This window comes from Pseudomonas sp. SWRI81, from assembly GCF_014268545.1.
GTDB classification, from domain to species: domain Bacteria; phylum Pseudomonadota; class Gammaproteobacteria; order Pseudomonadales; family Pseudomonadaceae; genus Aquipseudomonas; species Aquipseudomonas hamedanensis.
Window position 1 is genome coordinate 137,412 of sequence record NZ_JABWQS010000010.1, and the last position, 15,139, is coordinate 152,550.

At 60.8% G+C, this 15,139-nt stretch carries 12 protein-coding genes; 9 read left to right on the forward strand and 3 right to left on the reverse strand.

What is annotated here, in order from left to right:
* The first annotated feature begins 17 nt into the window (after nucleotides 1-17).
* From HU765_RS09420 to HU765_RS09440, 5 genes are all read left to right on the forward strand, one after another.
* Nucleotides 18-659, forward strand: a complete 642-nt coding sequence (locus HU765_RS09420) for a tetratricopeptide repeat protein (protein WP_186549112.1) — start codon at nucleotides 18-20, stop codon at nucleotides 657-659.
* Nucleotides 652-1,803, forward strand: a complete 1,152-nt coding sequence (gene bamB, locus HU765_RS09425) for an outer membrane protein assembly factor BamB (protein WP_186549114.1) — start codon at nucleotides 652-654, stop codon at nucleotides 1,801-1,803. The genes HU765_RS09420 and bamB overlap by 8 nt, the downstream gene beginning before the upstream one ends.
* 237 nt (nucleotides 1,804-2,040) lie before the next feature.
* Nucleotides 2,041-3,513 carry a ribosome biogenesis GTPase Der gene (gene der, locus HU765_RS09430; protein ID WP_186619871.1) on the forward strand — a complete coding sequence of 491 codons (1,473 nt, stop codon included), beginning with the start codon at nucleotides 2,041-2,043 and terminating at the stop codon, nucleotides 3,511-3,513.
* A gap of 291 nt (nucleotides 3,514-3,804) precedes the next feature.
* Nucleotides 3,805-4,953: a pyridoxal phosphate-dependent aminotransferase gene (locus tag HU765_RS09435; RefSeq protein ID WP_186619872.1), complete on the forward strand. Its 1,149-nt coding sequence runs from the start codon at nucleotides 3,805-3,807 to the stop codon at nucleotides 4,951-4,953.
* Complete coding sequence (locus HU765_RS09440; protein ID WP_186619873.1) at nucleotides 4,941-5,732, forward strand: amidohydrolase; 792 nt, start codon at nucleotides 4,941-4,943, stop codon at nucleotides 5,730-5,732. Before HU765_RS09435 ends, HU765_RS09440 begins: the two co-directional genes overlap by 13 nt.
* Nucleotides 5,733-5,843: 111 nt before the next feature.
* Here the strand turns inward: HU765_RS09440 and leuA are convergent, their stop codons facing one another.
* From leuA to xseA, 3 genes are all read right to left on the reverse strand, one after another.
* On the reverse strand, nucleotides 5,844-7,523 hold the full coding sequence (leuA, locus tag HU765_RS09445) for a 2-isopropylmalate synthase (RefSeq protein WP_186549123.1): 1,680 nt from the start codon (nucleotides 7,521-7,523) through the stop codon (nucleotides 5,844-5,846).
* Nucleotides 7,524-8,001: 478 nt separating this feature from the next.
* Nucleotides 8,002-8,823, reverse strand: a complete 822-nt coding sequence (locus HU765_RS09450) for a peptidoglycan DD-metalloendopeptidase family protein (protein WP_186619876.1) — start codon at nucleotides 8,821-8,823, stop codon at nucleotides 8,002-8,004.
* A gap of 3 nt (nucleotides 8,824-8,826) precedes the next feature.
* Nucleotides 8,827-10,206, reverse strand: a complete 1,380-nt coding sequence (gene xseA, locus HU765_RS09455; protein WP_186619878.1) for an exodeoxyribonuclease VII large subunit — start codon at nucleotides 10,204-10,206, stop codon at nucleotides 8,827-8,829.
* A 179-nt stretch (nucleotides 10,207-10,385) separates the two neighbouring features.
* Here xseA and HU765_RS09460 point away from each other — a divergent pair, with 179 nt between their 5' ends.
* The 4 genes from HU765_RS09460 to guaA all read left to right on the forward strand — a co-directional run bounded on the left by HU765_RS09460 (nucleotide 10,386) and on the right by guaA (nucleotide 15,097).
* Nucleotides 10,386-11,153 (forward strand): sulfite exporter TauE/SafE family protein, encoded by a 768-nt coding sequence (locus HU765_RS09460; RefSeq protein WP_186619879.1) that lies wholly within the window; start codon nucleotides 10,386-10,388, stop codon nucleotides 11,151-11,153.
* A gap of 162 nt (nucleotides 11,154-11,315) precedes the next feature.
* Nucleotides 11,316-11,864, forward strand: coding sequence for a sugar ABC transporter ATPase (locus HU765_RS09465; RefSeq protein WP_186619880.1), 549 nt, complete (start codon nucleotides 11,316-11,318; stop codon nucleotides 11,862-11,864).
* A gap of 105 nt (nucleotides 11,865-11,969) precedes the next feature.
* Complete coding sequence (guaB, locus tag HU765_RS09470; protein ID WP_186530299.1) at nucleotides 11,970-13,439, forward strand: IMP dehydrogenase; 1,470 nt, start codon at nucleotides 11,970-11,972, stop codon at nucleotides 13,437-13,439.
* 80 nt (nucleotides 13,440-13,519) lie between these two features.
* Nucleotides 13,520-15,097 (forward strand): glutamine-hydrolyzing GMP synthase, encoded by a 1,578-nt coding sequence (gene guaA / locus HU765_RS09475; RefSeq protein WP_123530493.1) that lies wholly within the window; start codon nucleotides 13,520-13,522, stop codon nucleotides 15,095-15,097.
* The last annotated feature ends 42 nt before the right edge of the window (nucleotides 15,098-15,139 follow it).

Below are 15,139 nucleotides of genomic sequence, written 5' to 3' on the forward strand. Positions count from 1 at the left end.
GATTAAGGAGTATTGGGGTGTCGAGTACCGAAGACGAACAGTTGGCGGATTTGAAGGACTGGTGGACACGCAACGGCAAACCTCTGGTCACCGGCGGCCTGTTGGCGCTGGTCATCGTGTTCGGCTGGCAGGCTTATCACAAATATCAGGGCAACCAGTCGCAAGGCGCTTCGGTGCTCTATCAGCAACTGCTGGAAACCACACTGACGCCTGACGGCAAGCCTGATGCCGCCCGCGTTGCGGATCTGGCCGGCAAGCTCAACAGCGAGTTCGGCGGCACTGCCTACGCGCAGTACGGCAGCCTGTTCGTCGCCAAAGTTGCGGTCGACAGCGGCAAGCTGGACGACGCGGCGACCGAACTCAAAGCCATCGTCGACAAACCGGCCAACCCGGCGCTGGGCGAAATTGCCCGTCAGCGTCTGGCGCAGGTGCTCGGCGCGCAGGACAAGGCCGAAGACGCCCTGAAACTGCTCGATGGCGACGCCGACCAGGCATTCCTCGCCACTCGCGAAGAACTCAAGGGCGACCTGCTGGTGCGCTTGGGCCGGACCGATGACGCGAACAAGGCGTATCAAAAAGCCAAGGCAGCACTGTCGGATGAAGCGGCGGTCGGTGGCCTTCAAATCAAGCTCGACGACCTGGCCAAAGGGGATGCGTGACGTGATCCGTTGGAAGCATGCAGCATTGCTGGCTCTGGCCCTTCTGGCCGCGGGTTGCAGCAGCAACAGCAAGAAAGAATTGCCACCGGCCGAACTGACCGACTTCAAAGAAGAAGTCGTTCTGCAGAAGCAGTGGAGTCGTTCGATCGGTGACGGTCAGGGCGAAACCTACAACATGCTGGTGCCGGCGATCGACGGTGACACCATCTACGCGGCCGATGTGACGGGCGTGGTGATGGCCATGGATCGCAGCAACGGCGACGTGAAGTGGGACCAGGATCTGGAACTGCCTGTCTCCGGCGCCGTTGGCGTGGGTTACGGCCTGGTACTGATCGGTACGCTGCGTGGCGAAGTCGTCGCTCTGGACACCAGCAACGGTGAAGAAAAGTGGCGTGCCCGCGTCAACAGTGAAGTCCTCGCGCCGCCAGCCAACAACGGCGACGTGGTCGTGGTGCAGACCCAGGACGATCGTCTGATCGGTCTGGATGCGGCCACCGGCAACCAGCGCTGGGTGTATGACAGCACCCCGGCGGTACTGACCCTGCGTGGCACCAGTGCGCCGCTGGTCACCAACCGCCTCGCGCTGGCCGGCCTGTCGACCGGTAAAGTGGTCGCGCTGGACATCTCCAACGGCGTGCCGGTGTGGGAACAGCGCATCGCCATTCCGCAGGGCCGTTCGGAACTGGAGCGCGTGGTCGACATCGACGGCGGCCTGCTGCTGTCCGGTGGCACTCTGTACGTTGCCAGCTATCAGGGCCGCGTCGCGGCGCTGGATGTGGAAAGCGGTCGTCAACTCTGGCAGCGCGATGCCTCGAGCTACGCCGGTATTGCTCAGGGTTTCGGCAGCGTCTACGTGAGCCTGTCCTCGGGCACCGTTGAAGGTGTCGACGAGCGTTCCACTACCGCGCTGTGGAGCAACGATGCGTTGGCTCGCCGTCAACTGTCGGCTCCGGAAGTGTTCTCCAGCTACGTAGCTGTGGGTGACCTGGAAGGTTATCTGCACCTGCTGAGTCAGGTCGACGGTCGTTTCGTCGGCCGCGAGCGCATCGACAGCGACGGCCTGCGTGCCCGTCCGCTGGTGGTGGGCGACACGATTTATGTGTATGGCAACAGCGGCAAACTGGAAGCCCTGACCATCAAGTAACAACTATGCTTGGGGTTAACACCCCCAAGCAGCTTCACTTGTGAGCAAGAAGGTGGGAGCGAGCCTGCTCGCGATGGGCGTCAACGATTACGCTGATGACCTGAATGAACACGCTGTTTTGGCGTTTTTCGCGAGCAGGCTTGCTCCCACAAAAAACACTCACAGTGTTGCCCCGAGCACCAGCCGCTGCCTCGCAGCGGCTTTTGTATTTTCTGAAATAACGCAGTGGAGAGCCGCATGGTTCCCGTAATCGCCCTGGTGGGCCGACCGAACGTCGGCAAGTCCACCTTGTTCAACCGCCTGACTCGGACTCGCGACGCCATCGTCGGCGACTTGTCCGGTCTGACCCGTGATCGCCAGTACGGTGAGGCCAAGTGGCAAGGGCGTTCTTACATTCTGATCGACACCGGCGGTATCTCCGGTGACGAGCATGGTATGGACGAAAAGATGGCCGAGCAGTCGCTGCTGGCCATCGAAGAAGCCGATGTGGTGCTGTTTCTGGTAGATGCCAAGGCCGGTTTTACCGCTGCCGACCAGATGATTGCCGAGCATTTGCGCAAACGTAACAAGCGTTCCCACGTGGTTGCCAACAAGGTCGACAACATCGACCCGGAAATGGCCCGCGCCGAATTCGCCCCGCTGGGCATGGGCCACGCGATTCCGATCGCCGGTGCCCATGGCCGTGGCATCACGCAATTGCTGGAAGCCGCCCTTGGCGATTTCCCGCGCGATGATGACGAGCTGGCTGAAGGTGAAGAGGAAGAGGTCGTTGCCGAAGGCGAGGAAGCCAAGCGCATTCCTGGCCCGAGCGAAAAAGACGGGATCAAGATCGCCATCATCGGCCGGCCGAACGTCGGCAAGTCGACCTTGGTCAACCGCATGCTCGGTGAAGATCGGGTCATCGTCTACGACCAGCCGGGCACTACCCGCGACAGTATCTACATCCCGTTCGAACGCAACGAAGAAAAGTACACCCTGATCGACACCGCCGGTGTGCGCAAGCGCGGCAAGATCCACGAAGAAGTCGAAAAGTTCTCCGTGGTCAAAACCCTGCAGGCGATCAAAGACGCCAACGTGGTGATCTTCGTCATGGACGCCCGCGAAGGTGTGGTCGATCACGACCTCAACCTCCTGGGCTTCGCGATCGAATCCGGTCGTGCACTGGTTATCGCCATCAACAAGTGGGACGGCATGACGCCGAGCGAGCGCGACTTCGTCAAGGTCGAGCTGCAACGTCGCCTGTTCTTCGTTGACTACGCTGACATCCACTTTATCTCGGCACTGCACGGTACGGGCGTGGGCAACCTCTACGCCTCGGTGCAGAACTCGTTCAAGTCGGCGGTCACCCGCTGGCCGACCAACCGCCTCACCCAGATTCTGGAAGATGCGGTCGGCGAGCACGCGCCACCGATGGTCAACAATCGCCGGATCAAGCTGCGTTACGCTCACCTGGGTGGCGCTAACCCGCCGATCATCGTGATCCACGGTAACCAGATCGAGAAAGTGCCGAAGTCGTATGTGCGCTATCTGGAGAACACTTACCGTCGTGTGCTGAAGCTGGTCGGTACGCCGATCCGCATCGAGTTCAAGGGCGGCGAGAACCCGTACGAAGGCAACAAGAACACGCTGACCGACCGCCAGGTCAACAAGAAGCGTCGCTTGATGTCGCACAACAAGAAAGCCAGCAAGAAGCGCCGCGACAAGAAGTGATCCGAGGCCCTGCACAATTTTGTGTGGGGCTTTTGTGGCGAGGGGATTTATCCCCGATGGGCTGCGCAGCAGCCCCAAAACCTGTGTCCGCGGTGTATCAGTCAAACCGCATTCAACGGGTTTGCGACTGCTTCGCAGCCGGAACGGGGATAAATCCCCTCGCCACAGGATTGGGTCTGTTCAATGAGAGAAGGGTGCCGTCTGGCGCCCTTTTTTTATGGGCGCCGGATGGGCTATCCTCGGGCTCTCCCGCGCCGTCGTCAGAGCCGGGTGTTTAGCAGAGAACCCCCGATGATCACCAGCAAGCTGCCGAATGTCGGCATCACTATTTTCACGCAGATGTCTCAGCTCGCGGCGCAGACCGGCGCGATCAACCTGTCCCAGGGTTTTCCTGATTTCGATGGTCCGCAATCGTTGCGCGACGCGGTGGGTCGGCACATCGCCAGCGGCCACAACCAGTATTCGCCGATGACCGGCTTGCCGGCGTTGCGTCAGCAGATTGCCGCCAAGATCGCGCGCAGCTATGGCGTGAATGTCGATGCCGACCATGAAGTGACGGTGACGCCGGGCGCGACCCAGGCGATTTTTTGTGCGATTCAGGCGGTTATCCACAGCGGTGACGAAGTCATCGTTTTCGATCCGGCCTATGACAGCTACGAACCCGCAGTGGAATTGGCTGGCGGCCGTTGTGTGCATGTGCAACTGGGGCTGCAGGATTTCTCTATCGATTTCGATCAACTCAGCGCTGCGCTCACCCCGCGCACGCGGATGATCATCCTCAACACCCCGCACAACCCGAGCGGTGCGCTGATCAGCCGTGACGAGCTGGATCAACTGGCGGCGTTGATCCGTGACCGCGACATCTATGTGATCAGCGACGAAGTTTACGAACACCTGGTGTTCGACGGTGTGGCGCATGTCAGCGTGCTGGCCCATGAAGAGCTTTATCAGCGCGCGTTCGTGGTCAGCTCGTTCGGCAAGACTTACCACGTCACCGGCTGGAAAACCGGCTACGTCGTCACACCGCCAGCGCTGACCGCAGAGTTACGCAAAGTGCACCAGTACGTCAGTTTCTGCGGCGTCACCCCGCTGCAATATGCGCTGGCCGATTACATGGCCGAGCACCCGGAGCATGTCGAAGAACTGCCGGATTTCTATCAGGCCAAGCGCGATCTGTTCTGTGATCTGTTGGCCCCTTCGCGGTTCAGCTTCAGCCGTGTCACCGGCACCTATTTCCAGTTGGTCGATTATTCGCGGATCCGCCCTGATCTGAATGATGTCGACATGGCAATGTGGATGACCCGCGAGCACGGTGTGGCGAGCATTCCGGTGTCGGTGTTTTACCAGAATCCACCGCAAGGCCAGCGCCTTGTGCGCCTGTGCTTTGCCAAACGCGAGGAGACGCTGCGTGAAGCGGCGGCGAAACTATGCGTGATCTGAGTGCGTTGCCCGATCTGACCCTGGCGCTGATCCAGACCAGCCTGGCCTGGCATGACCGCCAAGCCAACCTTGAGCATTTCGAGCTGTTGCTGGAGCAGGCCCGTGGCGCCGACCTGATTGTTCTGCCAGAGATGTTCACCACCGGCTTTTCCATGGAATCGGAAACCCTCGCCGAAGCCGAAAACGGTCCGACCAGCAAATGGCTGCGGGCGCAGGCGGCGAAGTTCGACGCAGTGATCACCGGCAGCGTGATCATTCAGGCGGCCGACGGTAGCCATCGCAACCGCTTGCTGTGGGCGCGGCCGGACGGTGAAGTGCTGCACTACGACAAGCGTCACCTGTTCCGCATGGCCGGCGAACACAACCACTACACCCCCGGCGAGCGTCAGGTGCAGTTCGAACTCAAGGGCTGGCGGATTCGTCCGTTGATCTGCTACGACCTGCGCTTCCCGGTGTGGAGCCGCGATGCGCAGGACACCGATCTGCTGCTGTACACCGCCAACTGGCCGGGCGCACGGCGCTTGCACTGGAATCGTCTGTTGCCGGCACGAGCGATTGAAAATCTCTGCTACGTGGCGGCGGTAAATCGCATCGGCAGCGATGGCAAGGGTTTCGCTTACACCGGTGACAGCCAGGTCCTGGATTTCCAGGGCGAGACCTTGCTGGCGGCGGGGGAGGCGGATGGCGTGTTCAAGGTGGTGCTGGAGGCGGCGCCGTTGGCGGCTTACCGTGAGCGCTTTCCGGCGAATCTGGATGCCGATACCTTCGCGTTCACTTAAGCCTTTCATTGCCTGCTCGCGATGGGGCCATCAGCTTCACCGCAAAACCTGCGGGTAAAAAGAAAGGCCCCGGAGCTCACACTCCGGGGCCTTTCGCATTTCTGCGGTCGATTACGCCGCTTTCGCCTCAGGCTGGCTCAGCGAGCGGTTCAATGCGCTGAACAGGGCCTTGAAGCTCGCCGTGGTGATGTTTTCATCAATGCCCACGCCGTGCACCGCACGTTCACCATTCACACGCAATTCGATGTAAGCCGCGGCTTTGGCGTTAGTGCCTGCGCCGATCGCATGTTCGTTGTAGTCCATGATCTCCACTGGAATCGGCAGGCCGGCGACCAGCGCTTCCAGCGCGCCGTTGCCCTTGCCGCGCCAGTGCAGGTTGGTTTCGCCCTGACCCTGGCTGGCCACTTCCACTTCGACGGCGCTGTTGCCGTTCTCTTCCTGCAGGCGATGGCTGACCAACGCGTATGGCGTGTTCGCTTGCAGGTATTCGCTGATCAACAGCGAGTGAATCTGCTTGGCGGTCATCTCCAGGCCCAGGCGATCGGTTTCACGCTGCACGACCTGGCTGAATTCGATCTGCATGCGACGCGGCAAGCTGATGCCGTATTCCTGCTCCAGCAAATAAGCGATGCCGCCCTTGCCCGACTGGCTGTTGACGCGGATCACTGCCTCGTAGCTGCGGCCGATGTCGGCTGGGTCGATCGGCAGGTACGGCACTTCCCACAGGGTGTCCGGTTTCTGCTGGGCGAAACCTTTGCGGATCGCGTCCTGGTGCGAGCCGGAGAACGCGGTGTGCACCAAATCGCCAACGTACGGGTGACGCGGATGCACCTGAATCTGGTTGCACTCTTCGACGACTTTGCGCACGCCATCGATGTCGGAGAAGTCCAGCTCAGGGTCGACGCCCTGGGTGTACATGTTCAGCGCGACGGTGACGAGGTCGACGTTACCGGTACGCTCGCCGTTGCCGAACAGGCAGCCTTCGACACGGTCGGCGCCGGCCATCAGGCCCAGCTCGGTGGCGGCCACGCCAGTGCCACGGTCGTTGTGGGTGTGCAGGCTGATGATCACGCTGTCACGGCGGTTGATGTTACGACCGAACCACTCGATCTGGTCGGCGTAGACATTCGGTGTTGCGCATTCAACGGTGGCCGGCAGGTTGAGGATCATCTTGTGTTCAGGTGTCGGGTTCCACACCTCGATCACGGCGTCACAGACTTCCTTGGCGAATTCCAGCTCGGTGGCGCTGAAGGTTTCCGGCGAGTATTCGAAGGTCCACTCGGTTTCTGGCTGCATGGCTGCGTACTTGACGAACAGCTTGGCCGCATTGACCGCGATGGCCTTGATGCCGTCCTTGTCCTGGTTGAAGACGATGCGACGGAAAGAAGGCGAGGTGGCGTTGTACAGGTGAACGATGGCTTTCTTCGCCCCGCGCAGGGATTCGAAGGTGCGCTCGATCAAATCTTCGCGGCCCTGGGTCAGCACCTGAATGGTGGTGTCGTCCGGGATGTGGCCTTCTTCGATCAGGGTACGCACGAAGTCAAAATCGGTTTGCGAAGCGGCCGGGAACGACGCCTCGATTTCTTTCACGCCCACCTGCACCAGGGTCTTCCAGAAGCGCAGCTTCTTCGCCGCGTCCATCGGCTCGATCAGCGACTGGTTGCCGTCACGCAGGTCGGAGCTGCACCAGATCGGCGCGGCGTCGATGGTTTTCGACGGCCAGGTGCGGTCCGGCAGGTTGATGACGGGAAACGCGCGGTATTTCGAAGACGGGTCTTTGAGCATGCTCATCGGGAAATTCCTTGTTGTCTGGGCCGAAAAGAGGCGGCCTGCCGGTTGAACGTATGTTCTTGGAAAAGCGTGGGACGAGGCGCAGCGATTCAGCCCGGCAGTCGTGCACTGACGAGGCACAGGCTACGGTGCTGGCGAAGCTGAATGAGGGTGTGAGAGGTTTTCATGGCTTCAACCCTAACCTTGAGGGGGAAGGATGGCAAGCAGTCGAAAAAAATTGAGAGGAATACCCGAAAAGCGGTTTTTTGCGCGATTTTATTGTGCTTGATGGCGGGGATTGTCGTTATTTTTGCGTGGGGTTTGATTGGGGCGCAATTGAGCGGGCGGTGTGTCATGGGGCCTTGCGGTGTCGGTCAGGACGCCTTCGCGGGCAAGCCCGCTCCCACAGGTTATTCGGGTGTACATAAAATTTGTATACGACACGGACACTGTGGGAGCGGGCTTGCCCGCGAAGAGGCCAGCAGCCTCGACACAACGATTATGGTTGGAACGCACCAATGAATATCGCCGGATCCACCCGCGCATCATTCAGGCTGACGTTCCAGTGCATATGCGGCCCGGTCGCCCGCCCTGTCGCGCCAACCTTGCCCACCACCGCGCCCCGGGCCAGTTGCTGGCCGTTCTTCACGTCGATCTTCGACATATGGCAGAACATGCTGATAAAGCCTTGGCCATGGTCAACAAACACAGTGTTGCCATTGAAGAAGTAGTTGCCGATCAGAATCACCTTGCCCGCCGCCGGCGTCTTGATTGGTGTCCCGGCCGGTACCGCGAAATCAAGCCCGGCGTGGGGATTGCGCTCTTCGCCATTGAAGAAACGACGCACACCAAACTTGCTCGACAGCGGGCCGTTGACCGGTTTGTCCAGCAGCAGGTTGCTCGGCGTGTTCGGGCTGAAGCTGCGATAGGCCTTGATCTGCTCGGCCAGTTCGCCCTCGATGCGCTTGAGGTTGTTGGCGTCTGGATTGACCTGTTGTTTGTTCTTCAGGGTGATGTGCTGTTCCGGGTATTTCTTGCTGCCGACGGTGAACGGCAGCGTGCGGCCAGCGCTATTGATTTGCTGGGCGCCCGGTTTGACTGTCAAAGGGACGCCGACGATCGCCAGCCAGTTGTTCTGCTCTTTCACCACCAGTACCGGTCTGCCCTGATAAGTCGCCTTCGGGGCCTGCGCGGCCGCGCCCAGATCGACCACCGCAACGCCGCCGGGCACCGGCTTGTTCAGCAGTCGGGTGATGTAACTGTCGGCGTGGGCGTTGAAAGACAAACAGAGCAAAAGCAGTGGTGCGAGAAAACGCGGCATGGATCAGTCCAGTAAAGAGAGGGTGACGGGCGTCAGGTGATTGTCCTCGACGCGCACTTGCAGTTCGCCTTCGCCCAGTTTGGCTTTCAGGCGCTGGCCGGTGTGGGTCTGGGCAGCGTTGCGGATCGCATGGCCGCGCTCGTCGAGCAAGATGCTGTAACCACGACCGAGAGTCGCCAGCGGGCTGACTACGTGCAGCGTCTGCATCTGGCTGTGCAATTGCTGATGACGGTTTTTCAGACCTTCGCGCATGGCTCGGGGCAAGCGGTCGGCGAGGCTTTCGAGGCGCTGGCGGAGCATCGCCAGTTGCCGTCCCGGGTGTTGCCCGGCCAGGCGGGTTTCCAGGCGGATCAAGCGTTCGCGACGGGTGTTGAGGCTGCGCTCGAAAGCCCGGCGCATGCGCATGTCCAGATCATCCAGACGTTGCGCTTGCTGGCGCAGACGTTCGCCGGGATGCCGCAGGCGCCGCGCCATGCCTTCCAGACGCAGGCGATCGCGCATCAAGCGATCACGCATGCGCATGACCAGGCGGCGATGCAGGCTTTCAACCTGACGGATCAGGTGGCTGGAATCCGGGGCAAGCAATTCGGCCGCCGCCGAGGGCGTCGGTGCGCGCACGTCGGCCACAAAGTCGCTGATCGACACGTCGGTTTCATGGCCGACCGCGCTGACAATCGGCGTCACACAGGCATCGATCGCGCGGGCCACGGCTTCTTCGTTGAAGCACCAGAGGTCTTCCAGCGAGCCGCCGCCACGGGCGAGGATCAACGCATCGAAGCCGCGGGCGTCAGCCATTTTCAAGGCGCGGACGATTTGCGCGATGGCCTCGCGGCCCTGCACGGCGGTCGGAATCAGCGTCAGTTGCACCTGCGGCGCGCGGCGGCGGAATACGCTGATGATGTCGCGAATCACAGCGCCGGTCGGCGAACTGATGATGCCGATGCGTTGCGGATGGGCCGGCAGCGGCACTTTGCGTTCGGCACTGAACAGGCCCTCGGCGCTGAGCTTTTCCTTCAGCGCATCGAAGGCCAGACGCAGCGCACCGTCACCGGCCGGCTCCACGGTGTCGAGAATCAGCTGATAGTCGCCGCGGCCTTCGAACAGCGAAACCTTGCCGCGCACCTTGACCGCCAGACCGTCCTTCAACGCCTGGCGCACCCGCGCGGCGTTCTGCCGGAACAGCGCGCAACGCACCTGCGCGCCGCTGTCCTTGAGGGTGAAGTAAATGTGGCCGGACGCCGGGCGGGCGAGGTTGGAGATTTCGCCTTCGACCCAGATGTTGCTGAACACGTCTTCGAGCAACACCCGCGCGCGGCCGTTGAGCTGGCTGACGGTCAGGACTTCACGGTCCAGGCCAAGTCTTGCAAAGGGATCTTTAATCATGGGGCGCAGTTTAAAGGCATTTGCCGTCGGATCACCACCGATCCCCCGTAGGAGTGAGCCTGCTCGCGATAGCGGTGGGTCAGCAAACATTGATGTGTCTGACCCACCGCTATCGCGAGCAGGCTCACTCCTACAGGGGGATGTTACAGTCAGCCCAGTCTTATAAAGGATGCGGACAGATGAGTGTGATGGAGCTGTTGGGGGCGTGGTCGTGGGGGGCCGGCGGCTGGGCAGTGGTCGGATTGGCTATCGCAATGGCCTACATCGTCTTCGGTATCGCCGGTTTCGGCACGGCGCTGGTCGCGGGGCCGATTCTGATTCTGTTCATGCCGTTGTCGAAAATCGTGCCGCTGCTGGTGCTGCTGGATTTCGTTGCGGCGTTCGGCAATCTGTTGCCATCACGGCGCGACGTCGCCAAGCCCGAATTGCTCAGGCTATTGCCATGCATGGCGGTCGGCTGCACGTTGGGGGTGATCTTTCTGCTCAATCTCAAATCCGATCTGCTGCTGTTGTTGATGGGGCTGTTTATCAGCGCCTATGCGGTTTACAGCCTGTGGGTCAAAGTGCGGCCGGCGCAGTTGTCGGCGGCTTGGGCAGTGCCGATGGGCACCGTGGGCGGTTTGTTCGGCGCGTTGTTTGGCAGTGGCGGCTTTCTTTATGCGATCTATCTGAACAGCCGTCTGCCGAAGGAAGCGGCGCGGGCCACGCAAAGTGCCTTGATCAGTTGCAGCACGGTGGTGCGATTGTGCCTGTTCGTCATTGCCGGGGTGTACGCCGAGCTACCCTTGTTGATGTTGGCGCTGTGTCTGTTGCCGGCCATGGCACTGGGCTTGTGGATTGGTCGGCGGCTGACCATGAAATTGTCGCGCGAGGCGTTTGTGCGCCTGGTGACGTGGCTGGTGCTGGCCAGCGGGATTGCGTTGATCGTGCGCTATTTCAGTACTTGACCGGATTTCTTCAGGGATTAAGCTGCCGGCCGCCATTCCCTTGTAGGAGTGAGCCTGCTCGCGATCGCGGTGTATCAATCACATAGATGTGTCTGACCCACCGCTATCGCGAGCAGGCTCACTCCTACAGGGGGTATACGGGTATTTTCAGCAGGCTCCACCATGAACACGCAAAGCATCATCGTCCCGAAAATCTCCACCCTGCCGGTCCACGAACCCCGGGCGCGGGCGATCGTGCGCTGGCTGGTGCGCAAGAACATCATCGAAGAGCAACTGACCACCTGCGGCCGCACCGGCAACCGCATGGCCCATGCGATCGCCGATGGCGCCCGTGCCGTGGTCCTGCATCCTGAAGCGCTGCCGTTCGGCGAGCCGATCAATGGCCTGGAGATCGTCACCAAGCGCTGCATCTATACCCCGGCGAAGGGTTTTCTCGAAGAGGCGGGTTGCGCCGAGTGTCGTCGCGAAGTCGGCGAAGCCCTGTTTGAAAGTCTCGAAGAGTGGATGCCGGGGCGCACCGACAATTTCACCTGCCCCGAATGCGGACATGAAGACGACATCAACGGTTTCCTGTTCTTGCAAGAATGCGCGTTTTCCAACCTCGGCTTTATCTTCAATAATTGGCTGGAAGCGGGGTTCAAGCAGAGCTTTATCGACGAGTTCGCCGACTGGCTCGATCAACCTGTCTCGTGGGTCAAGGTGGAGCTGTAGGGCCGGGCTTTTCCGTACATCAATTAAGCTGAGTTTTACATTGAACAGCAGGGGGTGTCTGACTATAATGGCGCGCTTCCATTTTCCCGCTCGGGAGCCCCCGCGATGCTGCGTATCAGCCAAGAAGCTCTGACATTCGACGACATTCTCCTAGTGCCCGGTTATTCCGAGGTGCTTCCCAACGAAGTCAGTCTCAAGACCCGTCTTACCCGTGGCATCGAACTGAATATTCCTCTGGTTTCTGCTGCAATGGACACCGTGACTGAAGCCCGTCTGGCAATCGCCATGGCTCAGGAAGGTGGCATCGGCATTATCCACAAGAACATGACCATCGAGCAGCAAGCTGCCGAAGTGCGCAAGGTCAAGAAGTTCGAAGCCGGTGTGGTCAAGGATCCCATCACCATCGAGGCCGATGCCACGGTGCGTGATCTGTTCGAACTGACCCGTCTGCACAATATTTCCGGCGTTCCGGTTCTGCACGATGGCGACCTGGTCGGCATCGTCACTTCCCGCGACGTACGTTTCGAAAACCGTCTGGAAGCCACTGTCCGCGAAGTGATGACGCCTAAAGAGCGTCTGGTCACGGTCAAGGAAGGCGCCGACAAGAACGACGTGCGCGAACTGCTGCACAAGCACCGCATCGAGCGCGTGCTGATCGTCGACGACAAGTTCGCCCTCAAGGGCATGATGACCGTCAACGACATCGAAAAAGCCAAAGCCTACCCGCTGGCCAGCAAGGACGATCAAGGTCGTCTGCGCGTCGGCGCTGCGGTCGGCACCGGTAAAGATACCGGCGACCGCGTGACCGCACTGGTCAATGCCGGCGTGGACGTGGTGGTGGTCGACACCGCGCACGGTCACTCCAAAGGCGTGATCGACCGCGTACGCTGGGTCAAAGAGAACTTCCCTGAAGTGCAGGTGATCGGTGGCAACATCGCCACCGGCGCCGCCGCGAAGGCCCTGGCCGAAGCGGGTGCCGACGCAGTCAAGGTCGGTATCGGCCCTGGCTCGATCTGCACCACCCGTATCGTCGCCGGTGTCGGCGTGCCGCAAATCAGCGCCATCGCCAACGTCGCCGCCGCCCTTGAAGGCACCGGCGTGCCGTTGATCGCCGACGGCGGTATCCGTTTCTCCGGTGACCTGTCCAAGGCCATCGTGGCCGGTGCGTCCTGCGTGATGATGGGCTCGATGTTCGCCGGTACCGAAGAAGCGCCGGGTGAGATCGAGCTGTTCCAGGGCCGTTCGTACAAGGCGTATCGCGGCATGGGTTCGCTGGGCGCCATGTCCCAGGCCCAAGGCTCGTCCGACCGTTACTTCCAGGACTCCTCGGCCGGTGCCGAGAAACTGGTTCCGGAAGGCATCGAAGGCCGCGTGCCATACAAAGGCACCCTGAGCGCGATCATTCACCAGCTGATGGGCGGTCTGCGTTCCTCGATGGGTTACACCGGCAGCGCCGACATCGAAGAAATGCGCACCAAGCCCGAGTTCGTGCGGATCACCGGCGCCGGCATGGCCGAATCCCACGTACACGACGTGCAGATCACCAAGGAAGCGCCAAACTACCGCGTAGGTTGAGGCTTCCAGCAAAACGTTTAATCACCGGGGCTGTTCATTCAGCCCCGAGTTGTTTCTGATTCACTACATGAGAATGAGTCATGGCCCTCGACATTCACGCTCACCGCATCCTGATCCTCGACTTCGGCTCGCAATACACCCAACTGATTGCCCGCCGCGTGCGCGAGATCGGCGTGTACTGCGAACTGCACCCGTTCGACATGGACGAAGATGCGATCCGCGAATTCGCCCCTAAAGGCGTCATCCTCGCCGGTGGCCCGGAGTCCGTGCACGAAGCCAACAGCCCGCGCTGCCCGCAAGCGGTATTCGACCTGGGCGTTCCGGTCTTTGGTATCTGCTACGGCATGCAGACCATGGCCGAGCAACTGGGCGGCAAGGTTGAAGGTTCCGAACTGCGTGAGTTCGGCTACGCCCGCGTTGACGTGGTCGGCAAGAGCCGCCTGCTCGACGGCATTGAAGACCACATCGACGCCGACGGCCTGTTCGGTCTCGACGTATGGATGAGCCACGGTGACAAAGTCACCAAAATGCCGGAAGACTTCCATATCCTCGCCAGCACCCCGAGCTGCCCGATCGCCGGTATGTTCAACGATGAACGTGCTTACTACGGCGTGCAGTTCCACCCGGAAGTGACCCACACCAAGCAGGGCGGTCGCATCCTGTCGCGCTTCGTTCTCGACATCTGTGGCTGTGAAGCCCTGTGGACGCCGTCGAAGATCGCTGAAGACGCCATCGCCAACATCCGTGCCCAGGTTGGCACCGACAACGTCCTGCTGGGGCTGTCCGGCGGCGTTGACTCCTCCGTTGTGGCGGCCCTGCTGCACAAAGCCATCGGCGACCAACTGACCTGCGTCTTCGTCGACAACGGCCTGCTGCGTCTGCACGAAGGCGAGCAAGTGATGGCGATGTTTGCCGAGAACATGGGCGTCAAGGTGATCCGCGCCAACGCTGAAGAGCAGTTTCTCAACAACCTGGCCGGCGAAGCCGATCCGGAGAAGAAGCGCAAGATCATCGGCCGCACCTTCATCGACGTATTCGATGCCCAGTCCAACAAACTGGAAAACATCAAGTACCTGGCGCAAGGCACCATCTACCCGGACGTGATCGAATCGGCTGGCGCGAAAAGCGGCAAGGCCCACGTGATCAAGTCGCACCACAACGTGGGCGGCCTGCCGGAAGAAATGAACCTGAAACTGGTCGAGCCACTGCGCGAACTGTTCAAGGACGAAGTCCGTCGTCTCGGCCTGGAACTGGGCCTGCCGTACGACATGGTCTACCGTCACCCGTTCCCGGGCCCGGGCCTGGGCGTGCGCATCCTCGGTGAAGTGAAAAAGGAATACGCCGACCTGCTGCGTCGTGCCGACCACATCTTCATCGAAGAACTGCGCAAGGCCGACTGGTACCACAAGGTCAGCCAGGCGTTCGTGGTGTTCCAGCCAGTCAAATCGGTGGGCGTGGTCGGTGATGGCCGTCGTTACGCCTGGGTTGTGGCCCTGCGTGCCGTAGAGACTATCGATTTCATGACCGCACGTTGGGCGCACCTGCCTTACGAACTGCTGGAAACCGTGTCCGGCCGCATCATCAACGAAATCGAAGGCATCTCGCGCGTTACCTATGACGTGTCGAGCAAGCCGCCGGCGACGATTGAGTGGGAGTGATCCCGCACATGCCCTGATGGCGTGAACGCAGGCACACAAAAA

Excerpts from the sequence above, each read along its gene's own strand:
- bamB (WP_186549114.1), top strand. The coding sequence starts at position 652 with ATGCGTGACGTGATCCGTTGGAAGCATGCAGCATTGCTGGCTCTGGCC.
- der (WP_186619871.1), top strand. The coding sequence starts at position 2,041 with ATGGTTCCCGTAATCGCCCTGGTGGGCCGACCGAACGTCGGCAAGTCC.
- HU765_RS09435 (WP_186619872.1), top strand. The coding sequence starts at position 3,805 with ATGATCACCAGCAAGCTGCCGAATGTCGGCATCACTATTTTCACGCAG.
- HU765_RS09440 (WP_186619873.1), top strand. The coding sequence starts at position 4,941 with ATGCGTGATCTGAGTGCGTTGCCCGATCTGACCCTGGCGCTGATCCAG.
- leuA (WP_186549123.1), bottom strand. The coding sequence starts at position 7,523 with ATGAGCATGCTCAAAGACCCGTCTTCGAAATACCGCGCGTTTCCCGTC.
- HU765_RS09450 (WP_186619876.1), bottom strand. The coding sequence starts at position 8,823 with ATGCCGCGTTTTCTCGCACCACTGCTTTTGCTCTGTTTGTCTTTCAAC.
- xseA (WP_186619878.1), bottom strand. The coding sequence starts at position 10,206 with ATGATTAAAGATCCCTTTGCAAGACTTGGCCTGGACCGTGAAGTCCTG.
- HU765_RS09460 (WP_186619879.1), top strand. The coding sequence starts at position 10,386 with ATGAGTGTGATGGAGCTGTTGGGGGCGTGGTCGTGGGGGGCCGGCGGC.
- HU765_RS09465 (WP_186619880.1), top strand. The coding sequence starts at position 11,316 with ATGAACACGCAAAGCATCATCGTCCCGAAAATCTCCACCCTGCCGGTC.
- guaB (WP_186530299.1), top strand. The coding sequence starts at position 11,970 with ATGCTGCGTATCAGCCAAGAAGCTCTGACATTCGACGACATTCTCCTA.
- guaA (WP_123530493.1), top strand. The coding sequence starts at position 13,520 with ATGGCCCTCGACATTCACGCTCACCGCATCCTGATCCTCGACTTCGGC.